Source organism: Pseudomonas sp. SH10-3B, from assembly GCF_019891415.1.
GTDB lineage: Bacteria > Pseudomonadota > Gammaproteobacteria > Pseudomonadales > Pseudomonadaceae > Aquipseudomonas.
On record NZ_JAFLXD010000003.1, the window covers coordinates 90,992 to 109,345 of the forward strand.

Below are 18,354 nucleotides of genomic sequence, written 5' to 3' on the forward strand. Positions count from 1 at the left end.
CTCCTCAAGCGTGTATTTCTTATGAATTGACAACGACCGGGCTGGCTCCGCGCCTGGCATTCAGGCCGTAATACAACAAACCGCCCAAGGCCGAACCGGTAAACCAGCCGTAGCTGTAGAACCAGCTGAACGCATCACTGCCCAGGGACAGCAACGTCAACACCACCGGCACGCCAAAGGCGATGAAGCCGCTCCAGTTCCACGCCGGGTACACGTCATCGCGGTACAAACCGGCCAGGTCCAGTTGCTGTTTGCGGGTGATGAAGTAGTCCACCACCATGATCCCGGCGATCGGGCCCAGCAGGCTTGAGTAGCCCAGCAACCAGTTGGAATAGACCGTTTCCAGGCTCACATCCGAGACGATCAGCCCGAGTTTTTTCAGCAGCTCATGGCCCATCAACGCCAGCCCGACCAGGCCGGTAAGGATCACCGCCGTGGTGCGGTTGATCAGCTTGGGCGCGATGTTCTGGAAGTCGTTGGTGGGCGAGACGATGTTCGCGGCGGTGTTGGTGGACAAGGTCGCGACGATGATCAGCGCCATCGCCACGGCCACCCACACCGGGCTCTGGATATGCCCGATCAGGGTCACGGGATCGGACACGCTGACGCCCACCAGTTTCACCGAGGCGGCGGTCATGATCACACCGAGGGCGGCGAACAGGAACATGGTCAGCGGCAGGCCGAAAATCTGCCCGAGGATCTGGTCCTTCTGGCTTTTGGCGTAGCGGCTGAAGTCGGGAATATTCAGCGACAAGGTGGCCCAGAAGCCCACCATCGCAGTCAGGCCGGCCATGAAGTAACCGGTAAGGCTCGCGCCCTCGGGACGCTTGGGCGGGATCGCCATCAGTTCGCTGAGCGACACATTCGGCATCGCCCACACCAGCAGACCAATGCCCACCGCCACCAGCAACGGCGCCGACAGGGTTTCCAGGCGCTTGATCGACTCGGCGCCCCGCAGCACCACCCACAAATTCAGGCACCAGAAAATCATGAAGCCGATCACTTCACCGGTACCGCCGAGGGACTTCCATCCCTCGAAAATCGAGCCCAGGAACAGGTGAATCGCCAGCCCGCCAAACATGGTCTGGATCCCGAACCAGCCGCACGCCACCAGCGCGCGGATCAGGCACGGCACGTTGGAACCGAGGATGCCGAAGGACGAACGCAGCAACACCGGAAACGGAATGCCGTACTTGGTGCCGGGGAAGGCGTTAAGGGTCAGCGGGATCAGCACCACGATATTGGCGAGCAAAATCGCCATCAGCGCCTCGCCCACCGACAACCCGAAATACGCGGTGAGCACCCCGCCCAGGGTGTAGGTGGGCACGCAGATCGACATGCCGACCCACAGCGCGGTGATGTGCCACTTGTTCCAGGTGCGTTCGTGCACCTTGGTCGGTGCCATGTCGTGGTTGTAGCGAGGACTGTCGAGGACGTCGGGGCCGGCGTCGAGTTCGTACAGGCCGTTGCGCTCAATGACTTGCGATCTGTTCTGTTGCATGGCCGCTCCACGGTTTTTTCGAATTATTGTTGCTCACCCCGCGCTGAACGCTGGGTGGCCGGAGTACCTCGTAAACAACATGACATCACGGGTCCGGCCAGCCGCCACTGCACTCAATAACCGTGCCGACAACCACCCTTTAACCCGCACCGCTTATATAACTCGCTGATGTTAATCAGCTTTCCGATTGTGCCTGCGGTACTTGCCGCGCTACTCAGGCTAAATAACGCGCCAGTTATCCGAACGGTCAGGACTCAATCTGGTGCACCACAATTATTTTTATTTACCGACCCCGTCAAGAGGCATGTCTCAAGCGTCTGATTTGCAATAAGAAATGTTGCTCATATTAATAACCTGTCAAGTGCGTCAAAATGGTGAGAGACCGCTACATTTTGGTGATTTTGTATTTTTATCCTTATAAATCAATATATTAAATACGATATATGCTTATAAAAAATCTTCTTGCTCTATCGAAAAACTCGGGCTAGTTTCTATTCCTGTCACCGATGACAGGAATTAACCGAACATCGGCGCGTAGCCATACAACACTTAGAACTGGCACAAGCCGGTCAAGCCTGTGAGGAACTCGACATGTCGCTGTTGATCCGTGGCGCCACCGTTATTACCCATGATGAAAGTTACCGCGCCGATGTTTTATGCGCAGGCGGTCTGATTCGCGCCATTGGCACGGACTTGGATATTCCCGCCGGCACTGAACAACTCGACGGCAGCGGCCAATATTTGATGCCCGGCGGCATCGACCCCCATACCCATATGCAACTGCCCTTCATGGGCACGGTGGCCAGTGAAGATTTTTTCAGCGGCACGGCGGCGGGTTTGGCGGGAGGCACCACCTCGATCATCGACTTCGTGATTCCCAACCCGCAGCAATCGTTGATGGAAGCGTTCCATCAGTGGCGTGGCTGGGCGCAAAAGTCTGCGTCCGACTACGGCTTCCATGTGGCAATTACCTGGTGGAGCGAACAGGTGCGCGAGGAAATGGCCGAGCTGGTCAGCCATCACGGCATTAACAGCTTCAAGCATTTCATGGCCTACAAGAACGCAATCATGGCGGCCGACGACACCCTGGTGGCCAGCTTCGAACGCTGCCTGGAACTCGGCGCCGTGCCCACCGTGCATGCGGAAAACGGCGAGTTGGTGTACCACCTGCAACGCAAGCTGATGGCCCAGGGCATCACCGGGCCGGAAGCGCACCCGCTGTCGCGCCCGTCCCAGGTGGAAGGCGAAGCGGCCAGCCGCGCCATTCGTATCGCCGAGACCATCGGCACGCCGCTGTACCTGGTGCACGTGTCTACCAAGGAGGCGCTGGATGAAATTACCTACGCCCGGGGCAAGGGCCAGGCGGTCTACGGCGAAGTGCTCGCCGGCCACCTGTTGCTGGACGACAGCGTCTACCAGCACCCCGACTGGCAAACCGCCGCCGGCTATGTGATGAGCCCGCCGTTCCGTCCGCGCGGGCATCAGGAAGCGCTGTGGCATGGCCTGCAATCCGGCAACCTGCACACCACCGCCACCGACCACTGCTGCTTCTGCGCCGAGCAAAAAGCTGCCGGGCGTGATGATTTCAGCAAGATTCCCAACGGCACCGCCGGTATCGAAGACCGCATGGCGCTGCTGTGGCACGAAGGGGTCAACACCGGGCGCCTGTCGATGCAGGGGTTCGTCGCGCTGACCTCCACCAACACCGCGAAGATCTTCAATCTCTACCCGCGCAAAGGCGCGATCCGCGTGGGTGCGGATGCCGACCTGGTGCTGTGGGATCCCGAAGGTACGCGGACCATTTCCGCCAAGACCCACCATCAGAAGGTCGACTTCAACATCTTCGAAGGCAAGACCGTGCGCGGCGTGCCGAGCCACACCATCAGCCAGGGCAAGCTGGTCTGGGCCGATGGCGACCTGCGCGCCGAGCGCGGGGCCGGGCGCTATGTGGAACGGCCGGCGTATCCGTCGGTGTTTGAGCAGTTGAGCAAGCGGGCGGAGCATTCCAGGCCGGTTGCTGTGAAGCGCTGAGACTTGCCCCCGATGAAGCCCGAACCGGCAACAAAAATGCCCACTTAGAGGCAATCCAAAAAAACCGTGAGGCCAACACCGTGATCCAGACCCTGACCCACCTCCCCCATCCCCATGAAGACGGGGCCACCCTCGCCAGCCACTTCACCGACCTGGCGCCGCCCCTCAACGCCCGCCAGGCCCAACTGGAAGCCTCGCGCTGCCTGTATTGCTACGACGCCCCTTGCGTGAACGCATGCCCCAGCGAAATCGACATCCCGTCGTTCATCCGCAATATCCACACCGACAACGTCCAGGGCGCCGCGCAGAAAATCCTCTCGGCCAACATCCTCGGCGGCAGTTGCGCGCGAGTCTGCCCGACAGAAATCCTCTGCCAGCAAGCCTGTGTCCGTAACAACGCCGACGAATGCGCACCGGTGCTGATCGGCCTGTTGCAGCGCTACGCCATCGATAATGCACACTTCAGCGAACACCCGTTCCAGCGCGCCGCACCGACCGGTAAACGCATCGCCGTGGTCGGCGCAGGTCCCGCAGGGCTGGCCTGTGCCCATCGTGCCGCCCTGCACGGGCATGACGTGGTGATCTTCGAAGCGCGGGAAAAAGCCGGCGGCCTGAATGAATACGGAATCGCCAAGTACAAGCTGGTGGACGACTTCGCCCAGAAGGAACTGGACTTCCTCCTGCAGATCGGCGGCATCGAAATCCGCCACGGCCAGCGCCTGGGCGACAACCTGACCTTGAGCGAACTGCACCAGCAATTCGACTCGGTGTTCCTCGGCCTGGGCCTGGCTGCGAGCAAGCAACTCGGCTTACCCCATGAGGACGCACCCGGCCTGCTCGCTGCCACCGACTATATCCGTGAACTGCGCCAGGCCGATGACCTGACCCAACTGCCCCTGGCCGACCGCTGCATCGTGCTCGGCGCCGGCAATACCGCCATCGACATGGCCGTGCAAATGGCCCGGCTCGGAGCACGCGACGTAAATCTCGTCTACCGTCGTGGCCTGTCCGACATGGGCGCCACCCAGCATGAGCAGGACATCGCCAAGGCCAACCTGGTGCGCCTGCTGACCTGGGCCCAACCTGAAGAAGTCCTGCTTGACGACCAGGGCCACGTACGCGGCATGCGTTTCGCCCGTACCCGCCTGGAAAACGGCCGCCTGCACCCCACCGGTGAGACCTTCGAACTGGCCGCCGATGCCATCTTCAAGGCCATCGGCCAGGGCTTCGATCACGACGCCTTGCACGATCCCCTGGCGCAACAGCTGCACCGCGTCGGCGAGCGTATTTTCGTCGATGAACAGTTGCGCACCAGCATCCCTGGGGTCTATGCCGGCGGCGACTGCGTCAGCCTCGGCCAGGACCTCACCGTGCAGGCGGTGCAACACGGCAAGCTGGCCGCCGAAGCCATGCACGCCCAACTCATGCTGAATGTGGAGGCTGCGTAATGGCCGATCTCTCGATTGTGTTCGCCGGTATCAAGGCCCCCAACCCGTTCTGGCTGGCCTCCGCGCCGCCCACCGACAAAGCCTACAACGTGGTCCGAGCGTTTGAAGCGGGCTGGGGCGGCGTGGTGTGGAAGACCCTGGGTGAAGACCCGGCGGCGGTCAACGTGTCATCCCGGTACTCGGCGCACTACGGCGCCAACCGTGAAGTGCTGGGCATCAACAATATCGAGCTGATCACCGACCGTTCCCTGGAGATCAACCTGCGGGAAATCACCCAGGTGAAAAAGGATTGGCCCGACCGCGCGCTGATCGTGTCGCTGATGGTGCCCTGCGTTGAGGAATCCTGGAAAAACATCCTGCCCCTGGTGGAAGCCACCGGCTGCGACGGCATTGAGCTGAACTTCGGTTGCCCCCACGGCATGCCCGAACGCGGCATGGGCGCAGCGGTGGGCCAGGTGCCGGAGTACGTGGAACAGGTGACGCGCTGGTGCAAGACCTATTGCTCGCTGCCGGTGATCGTCAAACTCACGCCGAATATCACCGACATCCGTGTGGCCGCGCGGGCAGCGTATCGCGGCGGTGCGGACGCGGTGTCGCTGATCAACACCATCAACTCCATCACCAGCGTGGACCTGGAACGCATGGTCGCCCTGCCGATGGTCGGCACCCAGAGCACCCACGGCGGCTACTGCGGCTCGGCGGTCAAGCCGATTGCCCTGAACATGGTCGCCGAAATCGCCCGCGACCCACAGACCCAGGGCCTGCCGATCTGCGGGATCGGCGGCATTGGCAACTGGCGCGACGCCGCGGAATTCGTCGCCCTTGGTTGCGGCGCGGTGCAGGTGTGCACGGCGGCGATGCTGCATGGTTTTCGCATCGTGGAAGAGATGAAGGATGGGCTGTCACGGTGGATGGACAGTCAGGGCTACCAGAGCTTGCAGGAATTTTCCGGGCGCGCGGTGGGCAACACCACGGACTGGAAGTATCTGGACATCAACTACCAGGTAATCGCCAAGATCGACCAAGAGGCGTGCATTGGCTGTGGGCGTTGCCATATTGCTTGTGAGGACACCTCGCACCAGGCCATCGCCAGCCTGAAACAGGCGGACGGCACGCATAAATACGAAGTGATCGATGATGAGTGCGTGGGCTGCAACCTGTGCCAGATCACCTGCCCGGTGGCGGATTGCATCGAGATGGTGCCCATCGACACGGGCAAGCCGTTTTTGAATTGGACGCAGGATCCGAGGAATCCTTACCGGGAGGCGGTGTAGGCCTTTAGGCCGCTATCGGGGGCAAGCCCCCGATAGCGGCCCTCAGCCCCACCACAACACTCAAGGCTCCAACCCAATCCCGCGCAAAATCACACTGGTCACCGTCTGGATCGCCTTCTCGAACTGCATATCCGACAACGGCTGGTGATCATTCAGAATCTTCACCTGGTGATCAAAGTCGGCATAGTGCTGGGTCGACGCCCAGATCATGTACAGCAGGCTCGACGGTTCCACCGGCAGGATGCGTTTGTCTTCCACCCACTGGCGAATTTTCGCTTCCTTCATCTTGGCCCAGTCGTACAGGCTCTCATCCAGGGCCTCACCGAGTGTCGGCGCGCCGTGGATGATCTCGTTGGCCCAGACCTTGGAACCATAGGGCCGCGTGCGCGAGCGTTGCATCTTGGCGCGGATGTAACTGCTGAGCACCACACGGGGGTCATCGAAGGTCTCGAAGCTGAGGGCGTCCTGCTTCCACACTTCCAACAGGTCGAACAGCACCGCGCTGTACAGCTCGCTCTTGGTGGTGAAGTAGTAATGCAGGTTGGAGCGCGGCAGTTGCACTTCTTCGGCAATATCGGCCATGGCGGTGCTGCCGTAGCCCTTTTCAGCGAAGATTTTCTCCGCCGCCAGCAGGATTTTTTCGACGTTGACCCGGCGAATTCCGCTCTTGTGATTGCCCATAAGGGCTCCCTGACAAAGACATGACCCAAAGACTACCACCGCTCTAGATCGGGGCGACAGGCGCAGTCGAAACTTCGTACACTGCCCGCTCCTAACCATTGATGGGTATCGCACAATGTTGATCAAGAAAACCCTGACCACTGTCGCCCTGCTCGCCTCGCTGCTGGGTGCCTCCGCAGCATTTGCCCATGCTCATCTCAAAAGTGCCACGCCTGCGGCAGACAGCAGCGTCGCCGCGCCTGCCGATCTGCGCCTGACCTTCAGCGAAGGCGTCGAAGCCACCTTCACCAAGGTGTCCTTGAGCAAGGACGGCACCGAAATCGCCATCAAAGGCCTGGAAACCCCGGACGCCGACAAGAAAACCCTGGTGGTGACGCCTGCCGCACCGCTCGCGGCCGGTAACTACAAAGTGGTGTGGAATGCGGTGTCGGTCGACACCCATAAAAGCAACGGCGAATACAGCTTCAAGGTCGGCCAATAACCCATGGCAACGCTGCTGGTGCTGTGCCGGTTCGTGCATTTCATCGTCGTGCTGTTGATGTTCGGGGCCTGGGTGTTCAGGCCCTGGCTCCTGGGCGCTGCACCGCAGCCCATGCTGGACCGGCAATTGTTGCGTATCACCCGTGGGCTGGCAGGGACGGCCCTCGCGTCGGGGGTGATCTGGTTGGGGTTGATTACCGCCAGCATGGCCGGCTCATGGCCGGCAGCGCTGGAACTCTCGACCGTGCAACAGGTGCTGGGCAAGACCTTTTTTGGCCAAGTGTGGACCTGGCACCTGCTGCTCAACCTGTTGCTGGTGATCGTCCTGATCAAGCCCTGGCCTGCCTTGCGCCCGCCGTTGCTCGCGTTGCTGCTGGCAACCCTGGCGCCCGTTGGTCATGGTGCGATGCTCGATGGGCTCAGCGGACAACTGCTGATCCTCAATCAAGTGGTGCACCTGGCGTGTGTCGGTGCGTGGCTGGGTGGATTGTTGTTGCTGGTGTTGATCCTCAGGCAATCGCCGCGTCCGGCGTTGGAGCCGATCCTGCGGCGCTTCAGCGGTGTGGGCTATGGCCTTGTTGCCGGGCTGCTGGTCACGGGCTTGATCAACGTACGCGTGCTTACCGGCCAACTGTGGCCCACGCCGTTGTTCAGTGGGTTTGCGCTGATTCTGTTGATCAAGGTGATGCTGGTGCTGGGCATGTTGGCCTTGGCGCTGCTGAACCGATTACGCCTTGATCGCTGCGAACAGCGACCGGGCAGCTTGAAGGCCAGTGTGATGGTGGAGTGGCTGCTGGGTATTTGCGCAGTCGCCGCCGTGTCCCTGCTGGGCACCTTGCCACCGATGGTCCTGGCGGACTGAATGTGCCCGCCTTCACTTAGTCATCGTATAACTTATTGTTGACAAGCCACGAAAACCCCGCAAATATCCGCCCCAATGTTGTACGACGACGTATAACAAATAATAAAAACAACAAATGAAGGGAGCGTCACTGTGAGTCAATTCGCCCGTAATTCCTCGTCGTGTATCGGCCTTATCGGTCTCACCAGCCTGGCCCTCACCCTGCCCCTCGTCGCCCACGCCGAAGGTTTTGTCGACGACGCCAAGGCCACGCTCAACCTGCGCAACGCCTACTTCAACCGCAACTTCACCAACCCGAGCAACCCTCAGGGTAAGGCCGAAGAGTGGACGCAGAGTTTTATTCTCGACGCCAAGTCCGGCTTCACCCAGGGCACCGTGGGGTTCGGCATTGATGTGCTGGGGCTGTATTCACAGAAACTCGATGGCGGCAAAGGCACCGGCGGTACTCAGTTGCTGCCGATCCACGATGACGGCCGCCCCGCCGACAATTTCGGACGCCTGGGCGTGGCGCTGAAAACCAGGCTGTCGAAGACCGAATTGAAGGTCGGCGAATGGATGCCGGTGCTGCCGATCCTGCGCTCCGACGATGGCCGCTCGCTGCCCCAGACCTTTCGTGGCGGCCAGGTGACGTCCAACGAAATCGCCGGCCTGACCCTCTACGGCGGCCAGTTTCGCGGCAACAGCCCGCGCAACGACGCGAGCATGGAAGACATGTTCATGAACGGCAAAGCCGCGTTCACCTCTGACCGCTTCAACTTCGGCGGCGGCGAATACACCTTCAACGACAAGCGCACCCAGGTCGGCGTGTGGTACGCCGAGTTGACCGATATCTACCAGCAGCAGTACCTCAACCTGACCCACAGCCAACCCGTGGGCGACTGGACCCTGGGCGCCAACCTGGGTTTCTTCAACGGCAAGGAAGACGGCAGCGCCCTGGCCGGCGACCTCGACAACAAAACCGTGTTCGCCCTGCTCTCGGCCAAATACGGCGGCAACACCTTCTACGTTGGCTTGCAGAAACTCACCGGCGACAGCGTGTGGATGCGCGTCAACGGCACCAGCGGCGGCACCCTGGCCAACGACAGCTACAACGCCAGCTACGACAACGCCAAGGAAAAATCCTGGCAGGTGCGGCATGACTTCAACTTCGTCGTACTCGGTGTGCCAGGGCTGACCATGATGAACCGCTATATCAGCGGCAGTAACGTGCACACCGGGGCGATCACCGATGGCAAGGAATGGGGGCGCGAATCGGAGTTGGCCTACACCGTGCAGAGCGGTGCGTTGAAGAACCTGAACGTTAAGTGGCGTAATTCCACCATGCGTCGAGATTTCAGCAACAACGAGTTCGACGAAAACCGGATCTTTATCAGCTACCCGATCTCCCTGCTGTAGAACCTAGTCTCCCAGCCCCAGAAAATCCCCTGTGGGAGGGGACTTGCTCCCGATGGCGGTGGGTCAGTAACAGATGCATTCACTGGCACGCCCTCGTCGAGGGCAAGCCCCCTCCCACAGTTTGAATCTCACTCATCTGGAAGAACGTTGACAACCTGGGGGATCCCTAACAATACTTCGGCATAGTCATACGACAACCTACAACAAAAAATTTGGAATCCCCATGACCACGACCACCCCCACTCCCTTCAACCGCCTGCTGCTCACCGGTGCCGCCGGCGGCCTCGGCAAAGTCCTGCGCGAACGCCTGCGTCCTTACGCCCAAGTGCTGCGCCTGTCGGACATCGCCAGCATGGCCCCGCCGGTGGATGCCTCGGAAGAAGTCCAGCCCTGCGACCTCGCCGACAAACAAGCCGTGCACCACCTGGTGGAGGGCGTCGACGCTATCCTGCACTTCGGCGGTGTATCGGTGGAGCGTCCGTTTGAAGAAATCCTCGGCGCCAATATCAGCGGCACCTTCCATATCTACGAAGCCGCGCGCCGCCACGGGGTAAAGCGCGTGATCTTCGCCAGCTCCAACCATGTGATCGGTTTCTATAAGCAGACCGAAACCATCGACGCCCATTCCCCACGCCGCCCCGACAGTTACTACGGGCTGTCCAAGTCCTACGGCGAAGACATGGCGAGTTTCTACTTCGACCGCTACGGCATCGAGACCGTGAGCATCCGTATCGGCTCCTCGTTCCCGGAACCGCAGAACCGCCGGATGATGCACACCTGGCTGAGCTTCGACGACCTGACCCAACTGCTCGAACGCGCGCTGTATACGCCGAACGTCGGCCACACCGTGGTCTACGGCATGTCGGATAACCTCGACACCTGGTGGGACAACCGCTACGCCGCGCACCTGGGCTACGCCCCGAAAGACAGCTCCGAAGTCTTCCGCGCCCAGGTCGAAACCCAGCCACCCGTGGCCGCCGATGACCCCGCCAAGGTCTATCAGGGCGGTGCGTTCTGCGCCGCCGGGCCATTCGGTGACTGAGTTCACACCAACCCAAGGGAATGAGTTGCCATGACTGCTGAATTGATCGTCGACGCCCGCAATGCCGTGGGCGAATGCCCGGTGTGGGTGCCCGAAGAAAATGCCCTGTACTGGGTGGACATCCCCAACGGCGGCCTGCAACGCTGGAGCGCCGCCACCGGCCACGTTGCCGCCTGGAAAGCCCCGCAGATGCTCGCCTGCATTGCCCGCACCACGGCGGGCAACTGGGTCGCCGGGATGGAAACCGGTTTCTTCCAACTCACGCCGCACAACGACGGCAGCCTCGATACCACGCCGTTGGCCAGCGTCGAGCACCCACGCCCGGACATGCGCCTGAACGACGGCCGCTGTGATCGCCAAGGGCGTTTCTGGGCCGGCAGCATGGTGCTGAACATGGGCGCGAATGCGGCCGAAGGCATCCTCTATCGCTATGCATCGGGTTCAGCGCCCCATGCCCAGCTCGACGGTTTTATCACCCTGAACGGCCTGGCTTTCAGCCCCGATGGCCGCACGATGTACGCCTCGGATTCGCACCCGCTGGTCCAGCAGATCTGGGCCTTCGACTACGACCTCGACACCGGCACGCCGTCCAATCGCCGCGTGTTCGTCGATATGCACCAGCACCTCGGCCGTCCCGATGGCGCCGCCGTGGACGCCGATGGCTGCTACTGGATCTGCGCCAACGATGCCGGCCTGATCCACCGCTTCACCCCCGAGGGGCGCCTGGACCGCTCCCTTACCGTACCGGTGAAAAAACCCACCATGTGCGCCTTCGGCGGCAGCCGCCTGGACACCCTGTTCGTCACCTCGATCCGTGACGACCAGAGTGAACAGTCAGTGTCCGGCGGCGTGTTCGCCCTCAACCCCGGCGTCCAAGGACTGCCTGAACCGACGTTCACCCTCTAGCTGCATCGCTGTGCCTTGAATACAACAATAACAACACAGGAGTGACCTCCCATGGACTTCAAACGCACCTTGCTCGCCGCCGCAGTCTTTACCCTCAGCAGCGCCGCCCACGCGCTGGAAATCAAATTTGCCGACATCCACCCCGCGGGCTACCCCACCGTCGTCGCCGAAGAAAACATGGGCAAGGCCCTGACCAAGGAAAGCAACGGCGAACTGACCTTCAAGTACTTCCCAGGCGGCGTGCTGGGCTCCGAGAAGGAAGTGGTCGAACAGGCCCAGGTCGGCGCCGTGCAGATGACGCGCGTCAGCCTCGGCATCGTCGGGCCGGTGGTGCCGGACGTGAACGTGTTCAACCTGCCGTTCGTGTTCCGCGACCAGGCGCATATGCGCAAGGTCATCGATGGCGAGATCGGCGATGAAATCCTCGCCAAGATCACCGACTCCGAGTTCGGCCTGGTGGCCCTGGCCTGGATGGACGGCGGCACGCGCAACCTCTACACCAAGAAGCCGGTGCGCAAGATCGAAGACCTCAAGGGCATGAAGATCCGTGTGCAAGGCAACCCGCTGTTCATCGATGCGTTCAACGCGATGGGCGCCAACGGCATTGCCATGGACACTGGCGAGATCTTCAGCGCCCTGCAGACCGGGGTGATCGACGGCGCGGAGAACAACCCGCCGACCCTGCTGGAACACAACCACTTCCAGAACGCCAAGTACTACACCCTCACCGAGCACCTGATCCTGCCTGAGCCCATCGTGATGTCGAAAATCACCTGGAACAAGCTCACCCCGGCGCAACAGGTCATGGTCAAAAACGCCGCCAAGGCCGCCCAGGCCGATGAGCGCGCGCTGTGGGATGCCAAGTCCGCCAGCAGTGAGGAAAAACTCAAAAAGGCCGGTGTCGAGTTCATCACCGTCGACAAAAAGCCCTTCTATGACGCCACCGCAGCGGTTCGCGCCAAGTACGGCGCGCCTTACGCCGACATCATCGCGCGCATCGACGCCGTTCAATAACTTCTCCAGCCTCTCGAAAAGGCCCGGCGCGGTCTGCACCGACGCGCCCGGTTACGGTGAACGCCATGAAGAATCTGCTGCTGCGCATCAACGACCGCATCTACATGACCTGCATCTGGGTCGCCGGCCTCTCGGTTCTCGGCGTCGCACTGATCATCCCCTGGGGCATCTTCGCCCGCTACGTCCTCGGCACCGGCTCCAGTTGGCCGGAACCCACCGCCATCCTGCTGATGCTGGTGTTCACCTTTATCGGCGCCGCCGCCAGCTACCGCGCCGGCGCGCATATGTCGGTGGCCATGATCACGGACCGCCTGCCGCCCGCCCAGCGCCGCATCGTCGGCATCCTTTCGCAACTGCTGATGGGCACCATCTGCCTGTTCATGGCCATCTGGGGCACCAAGCTGTGTCTGTCGACCTGGAACCAGTTCATGAGCGCCATCCCGACCCTGCGCGTGGGCATCACCTATATGCCGATCCCGATCGGCGGCGTGCTGACCCTGGTGTTCGTGCTGGAAAAACTCCTGCTCGGTGACCAGAGCAACCGGCGCGTGGTGCGCTTCGACCTGGTGGAAGAAAGCGAAGGGGCTGCCTGATATGGACGCATTGATTCTGTTGGGCAGCTTTATCGCGTTGATCCTGATCGGCATGCCGGTGGCCTACGCGCTCGGGCTTGCCGCGTTGATTGGCGCGTGGTGGATCGACATCCCGTTCCAGGCCCTGATGATTCAGGTCGCAGGCGGGGTGAACAAGTTTTCGCTGATGGCGATTCCGTTCTTCGTGCTGGCGGGGGCGATCATGGCCGAGGGCGGCATGTCGCGCCGGCTGGTGGCGTTTGCCGGGGTGCTGGTGGGGTTTGTGCGCGGCGGCCTGTCCCTGGTGAATATCATGGCCTCGACGTTTTTCGGCGCCATCTCCGGCTCATCGGTGGCCGACACCGCCTCGGTGGGCTCGGTGCTGATCCCGGAAATGGAGCGGCGCGGGTATCCCCGGGAATTCGCCACGGCGGTGACCATCAGCGGCTCGGTACAGGCGCTGCTGACCCCGCCCAGTCATAACTCGGTGCTCTACTCCCTGGCGGCCGGCGGCACCGTTTCAATCGCCTCGCTGTTCATGGCCGGCGTGGTGCCTGGGTTGTTGATGAGCGCATGCCTGATGGTGCTGTGCCTGATCTTCGCGAAGAAACGCGACTACCCCAAGGGCGAAGTCATCCCCTTGAAGCAGGCGCTGAAAATCTGCGCCGACGCGCTTTGGGGCCTGATGGCCATGGTGATCATCCTCGGCGGCATCCTGTCGGGCATTTTCACTGCCACCGAGTCCGCCGCGATTGCCGTGCTGTGGGCGTTCTTCGTGACCATGTTCATCTACCGCGACTACAAATGGAGCGAGCTGCCCAAGCTGATGCACCGCACGGTGCGCACCATTTCCATCGTGATGATCCTGATCGCCTTCGCCGCCAGCTTCGGCTACATCATGACCCTGATGCAGATCCCGGCGAAGATCACCACGCTGTTCCTGACCCTGTCGGACAACCGCTACGTGATCCTGATGTGCATCAACGCCATGCTGCTGTTGCTCGGCACGGTGATGGACATGGCGCCGCTGATCCTGATCCTCACGCCGATCCTGCTGCCGGTAGTGCTCGGTATCGGCGTCGACCCGGTGCACTTTGGCATGATCATGCTGGTCAATCTCGGCATTGGCTTGATTACGCCGCCGGTGGGTGCGGTGCTGTTCGTGGGCGCGGCGGTGGGCAAGGTGAGTATCGAGAAGACCGTGAAGGCGCTGCTGCCGTTTTATGGCGTGCTGTTCCTGGTGCTGATGGCGGTGACTTACATTCCGGCCTTGTCGTTGTGGCTGCCAAGCGTGGTGTTGTGATGATGATTGAACTTGAAGACAACCTGACCCACCTCACCCTGAACCCGGCCGTGGGCGGCAGCCTCGTCAACTGGACGGTGCGCGCCACCGGCCAGCCGCTGCTGCGCCATAACGATGAGCAGGCGATCCATACCGGTTTGCCGGGCAAGCTGGGGTGCTATCCATTGGTACCTTGGTCCAACCGCATTGCCCACGGCGGTTTTGACAACCCCGACGGTTGGCTCGCGCTCACGCCCAACAGCCTGACCGATCCGCTGCCGATCCATGGCTCGGCCTGGCAGCAGGCGTGGCAGGTGGTCAGCCAGTCGGCGGATGAAGTGGTGCTGGAGGTGCTGTGTGACACGCCGTTTGCCTATCGCGCCGAGCAGCGGATTCGCTTGAGCGACGGGGTCTTGCGTATCGAGTTGCGGGTAACGCACCTGGCCGAAACAGCCGCATGGCATGGCGTGGGCTTGCATCCGTACTTTCCGCGCCGGCCGGGTACCCGGCTGCAGGCCAACGCCACGCAGGTGTGGATGAGTGATGCGTCCAAGCTGCCGACCGGGTTGGCGCCGGTGCCGGGCGAGTGGGACTTCCAGGTATTGAATACCCTGCCCGAAGGCCTGGTGGACAACGGGTTTTGCCAGTGGGACGGACATTGTCGGATCGAACAGCCGGACCTGGGGTATGCGCTGGAATGCCAGGCCAGCGGCGCCGATTACTTCCTGCTGTACTGCCCACCGGGGCTGGGGTTCTTTTGCATCGAGCCGGTGAGTCATCCGGTGAATGCTCATCACCTGGCGGGACGGCCGGGCCTGAAACTGCTGGAACACAATCAGTCGATCCAACTCAATTTCAACCTGAAATACACCCCCTTGTAGGAGCGAGCTTGCTCGCGAAAAACCTCAGGGCAACGCGGGGCAGCAGGCGCCCCGCGTTATCGTTGACGATCTTCGCGAGCAAGCTCGCGCCTACAGGGATCAGCGCCATGCTCACGGTGGAGAGTTTTTCAGCCGCCCAGCCGTGTCGATACTCACCACTACCGACAACCCCGGCCGCAGCCGCTCACTCTCAGCCTGATCCGGGTCCACCGTAATCCTTACCGGCACGCGCTGGGCAATCTTCACAAAGTTGCCCGTCGCGTTGTCCGCCTGCAACAGGCTGAACTCCGAGCCCGTGGCCGGGGAAATATGCTGCACCGTGCCGTGAAACCTGCGGTGGTTCAGCGCATCCACGGTGAAGGTCACCGGCTGGCCGACCTGCACATTGTCCATCTGGGTTTCCTTCATGTTGGCGATCACCCACAGCTGCTTCGGCACCAGTGCCATCAACTGCGCGCCGGAGTTGACGTAGGCCCCCAGACGCACGCCAATCTGCCCCAGCTGCCCGTCACGCGGCGCCGTAATGCGGGTGTTGGACAGGTCGATACGCGCCAACTCCACTGCCGCCTCGGCACTCGCGACCGCCGCTTCCAGGGAGCCGCGATTGACGATCACCGTTTGCAAATCCTGCCGCGCAATTTCCAGACTGGCCTGGGCCTGGGCCACCGCCGCGATGGTCTGCGCATTGGCGGCGCGGGTCACGTCCAGCTCGCGCTTGGACACCGAACCGTCGCTGATCAGCTCTTCGTTGCGGCGCAGGTCGGCGGTGCTTTTGCGCGCCTGGGCCTGGCTGTCCACCAGTGCGGCCTGGCGCAGCTTGATCGTCGCTTCGGCACTGTTGCGTTGCTGCACCACATTGGCCAGCGAAGCCTTCTGCACCGCCAGTTGCGCCAGCGCCTGGTCGAGGCGCTGCCTGTAGATGCGGTCATCCAGGCGCACCAGCAGGTCGCCGGCCTTGACGTACTGGAAGTCCTGCACCGGCACCTCGAACACATAGCCGCTGAGCTGCGGCCCGATGATGGTCACCTGGCCACGCACCAAGGCGTTCTCGGTGGTTTCCACCGCGCTGCTGAACGGCGGCAATTGCCAGGCATACAGCACGATCAGCACCCCGACGATGGCAATCGCGGCAAAGCCCAGGGACGAGAGGATGCGCACACGCAATGAGCGCGGCTCGGTGACCGTGGCGCCGGGCGGCGTGGTGCCTTCCGGGGTGGCGGCGATGGCGTTGGTGGTCGTGGTGGTCGGTTCGGTCATGAAGTAGCGCCGCTGGGTTGAACGGGAGTGGCTGCTTTAGTGGTGCTCATCAGCCACAGACTGCGGATAAAGATCCAGATCATGGTCAGGATCGCGATAATCGCGATCAGCATGAACACATCGTTGTAGGCCATGACATTCGCCTCACGGGTCGCCGCCGTGGCCAGGCTGCGGATGCCCATGAGGTTACGCAGTTCCGGGTCGGCGACGATACCGCCATAGGCCGACCCGCCGTTCTGCACCCGCGCGGCCACACGCGGGTCGAGCAGCGTCAGGTGCTCGACGATCATGCTGGAGTGATACTTCTCGCGCACGATCTGGAAGGTGCCGAGCAAGGCCGCGCCGATCAGGCCGCCGAGGTTCTGGCAAATCCCGAACATCACCGAAAAGCTCACCAGGTTACGGGGGTTGGCCAGCACGTTTTTGGTCCCCAGCACCATGGTCGGCCCCAGAAAGAACGTACCGCCGAAGCCTAGCAGGAACTGGCTGATGTACAGGTTCTGCGGGCGCGTGAGGTTGCTGGAGAAACTGTCCATCACCGAGCCGGTCGCCATCAGCGCCAGGGAAATCACCAGCGGCATCAGCAGGTGCGCCGGGTTGATCGTCAGCGCACTGACCACCAACCCGGCGATCGCACCCGCCAGCATCACCACGTACAGCGTGTGCATCTGCTGGTAGCTCATGTTCAACATCTGCATGAACCCGACAGCGCCGGTGGACTGCTCCGACAGCACCATGCGAATCAGGATCACCGCCAGCGCCAGGCGAATCATGGTGCCGCTGCCCAGCCAGCGCGTCATCAGCAGCGGGTTGGCGCGGTTATGCTCGATGGCCAGGCCGGCCATGATCAGCACCAGGGAACAGGCCGAGGCCACGCCGATCCACGGCGCTTCCAGCCACCAGTCGATACGCCCCAGGGACAGCACCGCGCACAGCAGGGCCACACCGCTGGCGAGGATGGCGAAGGTGAGGAAATCGAGTTTTTCAAAGGTCTTGAAGCGGTCGCCAGGGGGCAGCTTGAGCAGGAACACACAGCCCAGGCAGATCAGCGCCATGCCCAGTTCGAACAGGTACAAACCACGCCACTCGGCAATTTGCAGCAGGTCTTCGGAGAACAGTCGCGCCAGCGGCAAGGCCAACTGCGCCGTGCCCAACCCCAGCACCAGGGATTTCAACCGCCACTTCGCCGGGAACGCCTGGATCATGTAGTACAAGCCCAACGAACTCAGCGCCGCGCCGACCATGCCGTGGGCCGCCCGTACGGCGATGGCCGAGTTGAGGTCGTTGACGAACAAGTGGCCGAAGGTCACCAGCGCATAGAGCACCAGGAACACCTCGGTAAACGCCCGCAGGCCGAATTGCTGGCGAAACTTCACCAGCAGCAGGTTCATGCACACGTTGGTCATCACATAGGCGGCGGGCAGCCAGGCCATTTCTGCGGTGGTCGCACCGAGGGCGCCTTGCAGGTATTGCAGGTTGGCGATCACCAGCGCGTTGCCCAGGCCACCGGTGATTGCCACCAGCACGCCCACCAGCGCATACAGCCAGCGCTTGTGGGTGGGGTGCCACGGCGTCGACGGCGAACCGGGCAGACTCGGGCGCTCGTGGGGTTCCCAGGTGTGGGGGGTGTATTTATCCATTCGATGACCTAGATGACCCGACGGGTGACGTCGGTAAAACCATTACTCAGAGTAGTAAACCTGAGCGGGGTTCATCTTGCCATCCTGG

General features: G+C 61.9%; 16 protein-coding genes and 1 pseudogene. 12 read left to right on the forward strand and 5 right to left on the reverse strand.

Annotation, left to right across the window (positions count from 1 at the left end; all coding sequences use genetic code 11):
- Positions 1-19: 19 nt before the first annotated feature.
- Entirely contained in the window at positions 20-1,501 is a 1,482-nt protein-coding gene (locus tag J1G35_RS03510; RefSeq protein ID WP_053138496.1) for an NCS1 family nucleobase:cation symporter-1, read from the reverse strand.
- A 591-nt stretch (positions 1,502-2,092) separates the two neighbouring features.
- On the opposite strand from J1G35_RS03510, the gene hydA reads away from it, so the two are divergent.
- The 3 genes from hydA (at position 2,093) to preA (ending at position 6,254) form a co-directional block, all read left to right on the forward strand.
- Positions 2,093-3,532, forward strand: a complete 1,440-nt coding sequence (gene hydA / locus J1G35_RS03515) for a dihydropyrimidinase (protein ID WP_223013530.1) — start codon at positions 2,093-2,095, stop codon at positions 3,530-3,532.
- An 80-nt stretch (positions 3,533-3,612) separates the two neighbouring features.
- Positions 3,613-4,980 carry an NAD(P)-dependent oxidoreductase gene (locus J1G35_RS03520; protein ID WP_223013532.1) on the forward strand — a complete coding sequence of 456 codons (1,368 nt, stop codon included), beginning with the start codon at positions 3,613-3,615 and terminating at the stop codon, positions 4,978-4,980.
- Positions 4,980-6,254: an NAD-dependent dihydropyrimidine dehydrogenase subunit PreA gene (gene preA, locus J1G35_RS03525; RefSeq protein WP_053138505.1), complete on the forward strand. Its 1,275-nt coding sequence runs from the start codon at positions 4,980-4,982 to the stop codon at positions 6,252-6,254. The genes J1G35_RS03520 and preA overlap by 1 nt, the downstream gene beginning before the upstream one ends.
- A 60-nt stretch (positions 6,255-6,314) precedes the next feature.
- On the opposite strand, the gene J1G35_RS03530 is transcribed toward preA, so the two are convergent.
- Entirely contained in the window at positions 6,315-6,935 is a 621-nt protein-coding gene (locus tag J1G35_RS03530; RefSeq protein ID WP_027606227.1) for a TetR/AcrR family transcriptional regulator, read from the reverse strand.
- Positions 6,936-7,050: 115 nt separating this feature from the next.
- On the opposite strand from J1G35_RS03530, the gene copC reads away from it, so the two are divergent.
- The 9 genes from copC (at position 7,051) to J1G35_RS03575 (ending at position 15,369) form a co-directional block, all read left to right on the forward strand.
- On the forward strand, positions 7,051-7,416 hold the full coding sequence (gene copC / locus J1G35_RS03535; protein WP_053138508.1) for a copper homeostasis periplasmic binding protein CopC: 366 nt from the start codon (positions 7,051-7,053) through the stop codon (positions 7,414-7,416).
- A gap of 3 nt (positions 7,417-7,419) precedes the next feature.
- Positions 7,420-8,277, forward strand: a complete 858-nt coding sequence (copD, locus tag J1G35_RS03540; protein WP_223013533.1) for a copper homeostasis membrane protein CopD — start codon at positions 7,420-7,422, stop codon at positions 8,275-8,277.
- Between the two features lie 132 nt (positions 8,278-8,409).
- Entirely contained in the window at positions 8,410-9,672 is a 1,263-nt protein-coding gene (locus tag J1G35_RS03545) for an OprD family porin (RefSeq protein WP_053138513.1), read from the forward strand.
- Positions 9,673-9,895: 223 nt separating this feature from the next.
- A complete protein-coding gene (locus J1G35_RS03550; protein WP_053138515.1) occupies positions 9,896-10,714 on the forward strand; it encodes an NAD(P)-dependent oxidoreductase in 819 nt (272 codons plus the stop codon).
- Positions 10,715-10,744: 30 nt separating this feature from the next.
- Positions 10,745-11,620 carry an SMP-30/gluconolactonase/LRE family protein gene (locus J1G35_RS03555; protein ID WP_223013535.1) on the forward strand — a complete coding sequence of 292 codons (876 nt, stop codon included), beginning with the start codon at positions 10,745-10,747 and terminating at the stop codon, positions 11,618-11,620.
- Positions 11,621-11,671: 51 nt separating this feature from the next.
- Positions 11,672-12,634, forward strand: a complete 963-nt coding sequence (locus J1G35_RS03560) for a TRAP transporter substrate-binding protein (protein WP_053138521.1) — start codon at positions 11,672-11,674, stop codon at positions 12,632-12,634.
- A 65-nt stretch (positions 12,635-12,699) separates the two neighbouring features.
- Entirely contained in the window at positions 12,700-13,227 is a 528-nt protein-coding gene (locus J1G35_RS03565) for a TRAP transporter small permease (RefSeq protein WP_223013537.1), read from the forward strand.
- A 1-nt stretch (position 13,228) separates the two neighbouring features.
- Entirely contained in the window at positions 13,229-14,509 is a 1,281-nt protein-coding gene (locus J1G35_RS03570; protein WP_223013539.1) for a TRAP transporter large permease, read from the forward strand.
- Between the two features lie 2 nt (positions 14,510-14,511).
- On the forward strand, positions 14,512-15,369 hold the full coding sequence (locus J1G35_RS03575) for an aldose 1-epimerase (protein ID WP_223013696.1): 858 nt from the start codon (positions 14,512-14,514) through the stop codon (positions 15,367-15,369).
- Here the strand turns inward: J1G35_RS03575 and J1G35_RS30830 are convergent.
- The 3 genes and pseudogenes from J1G35_RS30830 to J1G35_RS03585 form a co-directional block, all read right to left on the reverse strand.
- Positions 15,353-15,478, reverse strand: a pseudogene (locus J1G35_RS30830) (outer membrane lipoprotein carrier protein LolA); the annotation flags it as partial. The gene J1G35_RS03575 and the pseudogene J1G35_RS30830 sit on opposite strands and share 17 nt — an antisense overlap.
- 2 nt (positions 15,479-15,480) lie before the next feature.
- Complete coding sequence (locus J1G35_RS03580; RefSeq protein ID WP_223013540.1) at positions 15,481-16,626, reverse strand: HlyD family secretion protein; 1,146 nt, start codon at positions 16,624-16,626, stop codon at positions 15,481-15,483.
- Positions 16,623-18,266, reverse strand: coding sequence for an MFS transporter (locus tag J1G35_RS03585; RefSeq protein ID WP_223013542.1), 1,644 nt, complete (start codon positions 18,264-18,266; stop codon positions 16,623-16,625). The genes J1G35_RS03580 and J1G35_RS03585 overlap by 4 nt, the downstream gene beginning before the upstream one ends.
- Between the last annotated feature and the right edge of the window lie 88 nt (positions 18,267-18,354).

Excerpts from the sequence above, each read along its gene's own strand:
- copC (WP_053138508.1), top strand. The coding sequence starts at position 7,051 with ATGTTGATCAAGAAAACCCTGACCACTGTCGCCCTGCTCGCCTCGCTG.
- hydA (WP_223013530.1), top strand. The coding sequence starts at position 2,093 with ATGTCGCTGTTGATCCGTGGCGCCACCGTTATTACCCATGATGAAAGT.
- J1G35_RS03530 (WP_027606227.1), bottom strand. The coding sequence starts at position 6,935 with ATGGGCAATCACAAGAGCGGAATTCGCCGGGTCAACGTCGAAAAAATC.
- J1G35_RS03575 (WP_223013696.1), top strand. The coding sequence starts at position 14,512 with ATGATTGAACTTGAAGACAACCTGACCCACCTCACCCTGAACCCGGCC.
- J1G35_RS03560 (WP_053138521.1), top strand. The coding sequence starts at position 11,672 with ATGGACTTCAAACGCACCTTGCTCGCCGCCGCAGTCTTTACCCTCAGC.
- J1G35_RS03580 (WP_223013540.1), bottom strand. The coding sequence starts at position 16,626 with ATGACCGAACCGACCACCACGACCACCAACGCCATCGCCGCCACCCCG.
- J1G35_RS03555 (WP_223013535.1), top strand. The coding sequence starts at position 10,745 with ATGACTGCTGAATTGATCGTCGACGCCCGCAATGCCGTGGGCGAATGC.
- J1G35_RS03570 (WP_223013539.1), top strand. The coding sequence starts at position 13,229 with ATGGACGCATTGATTCTGTTGGGCAGCTTTATCGCGTTGATCCTGATC.
- copD (WP_223013533.1), top strand. The coding sequence starts at position 7,420 with ATGGCAACGCTGCTGGTGCTGTGCCGGTTCGTGCATTTCATCGTCGTG.
- preA (WP_053138505.1), top strand. The coding sequence starts at position 4,980 with ATGGCCGATCTCTCGATTGTGTTCGCCGGTATCAAGGCCCCCAACCCG.
- J1G35_RS03550 (WP_053138515.1), top strand. The coding sequence starts at position 9,896 with ATGACCACGACCACCCCCACTCCCTTCAACCGCCTGCTGCTCACCGGT.
- J1G35_RS03585 (WP_223013542.1), bottom strand. The coding sequence starts at position 18,266 with ATGGATAAATACACCCCCCACACCTGGGAACCCCACGAGCGCCCGAGT.
- J1G35_RS03565 (WP_223013537.1), top strand. The coding sequence starts at position 12,700 with ATGAAGAATCTGCTGCTGCGCATCAACGACCGCATCTACATGACCTGC.
- J1G35_RS03510 (WP_053138496.1), bottom strand. The coding sequence starts at position 1,501 with ATGCAACAGAACAGATCGCAAGTCATTGAGCGCAACGGCCTGTACGAA.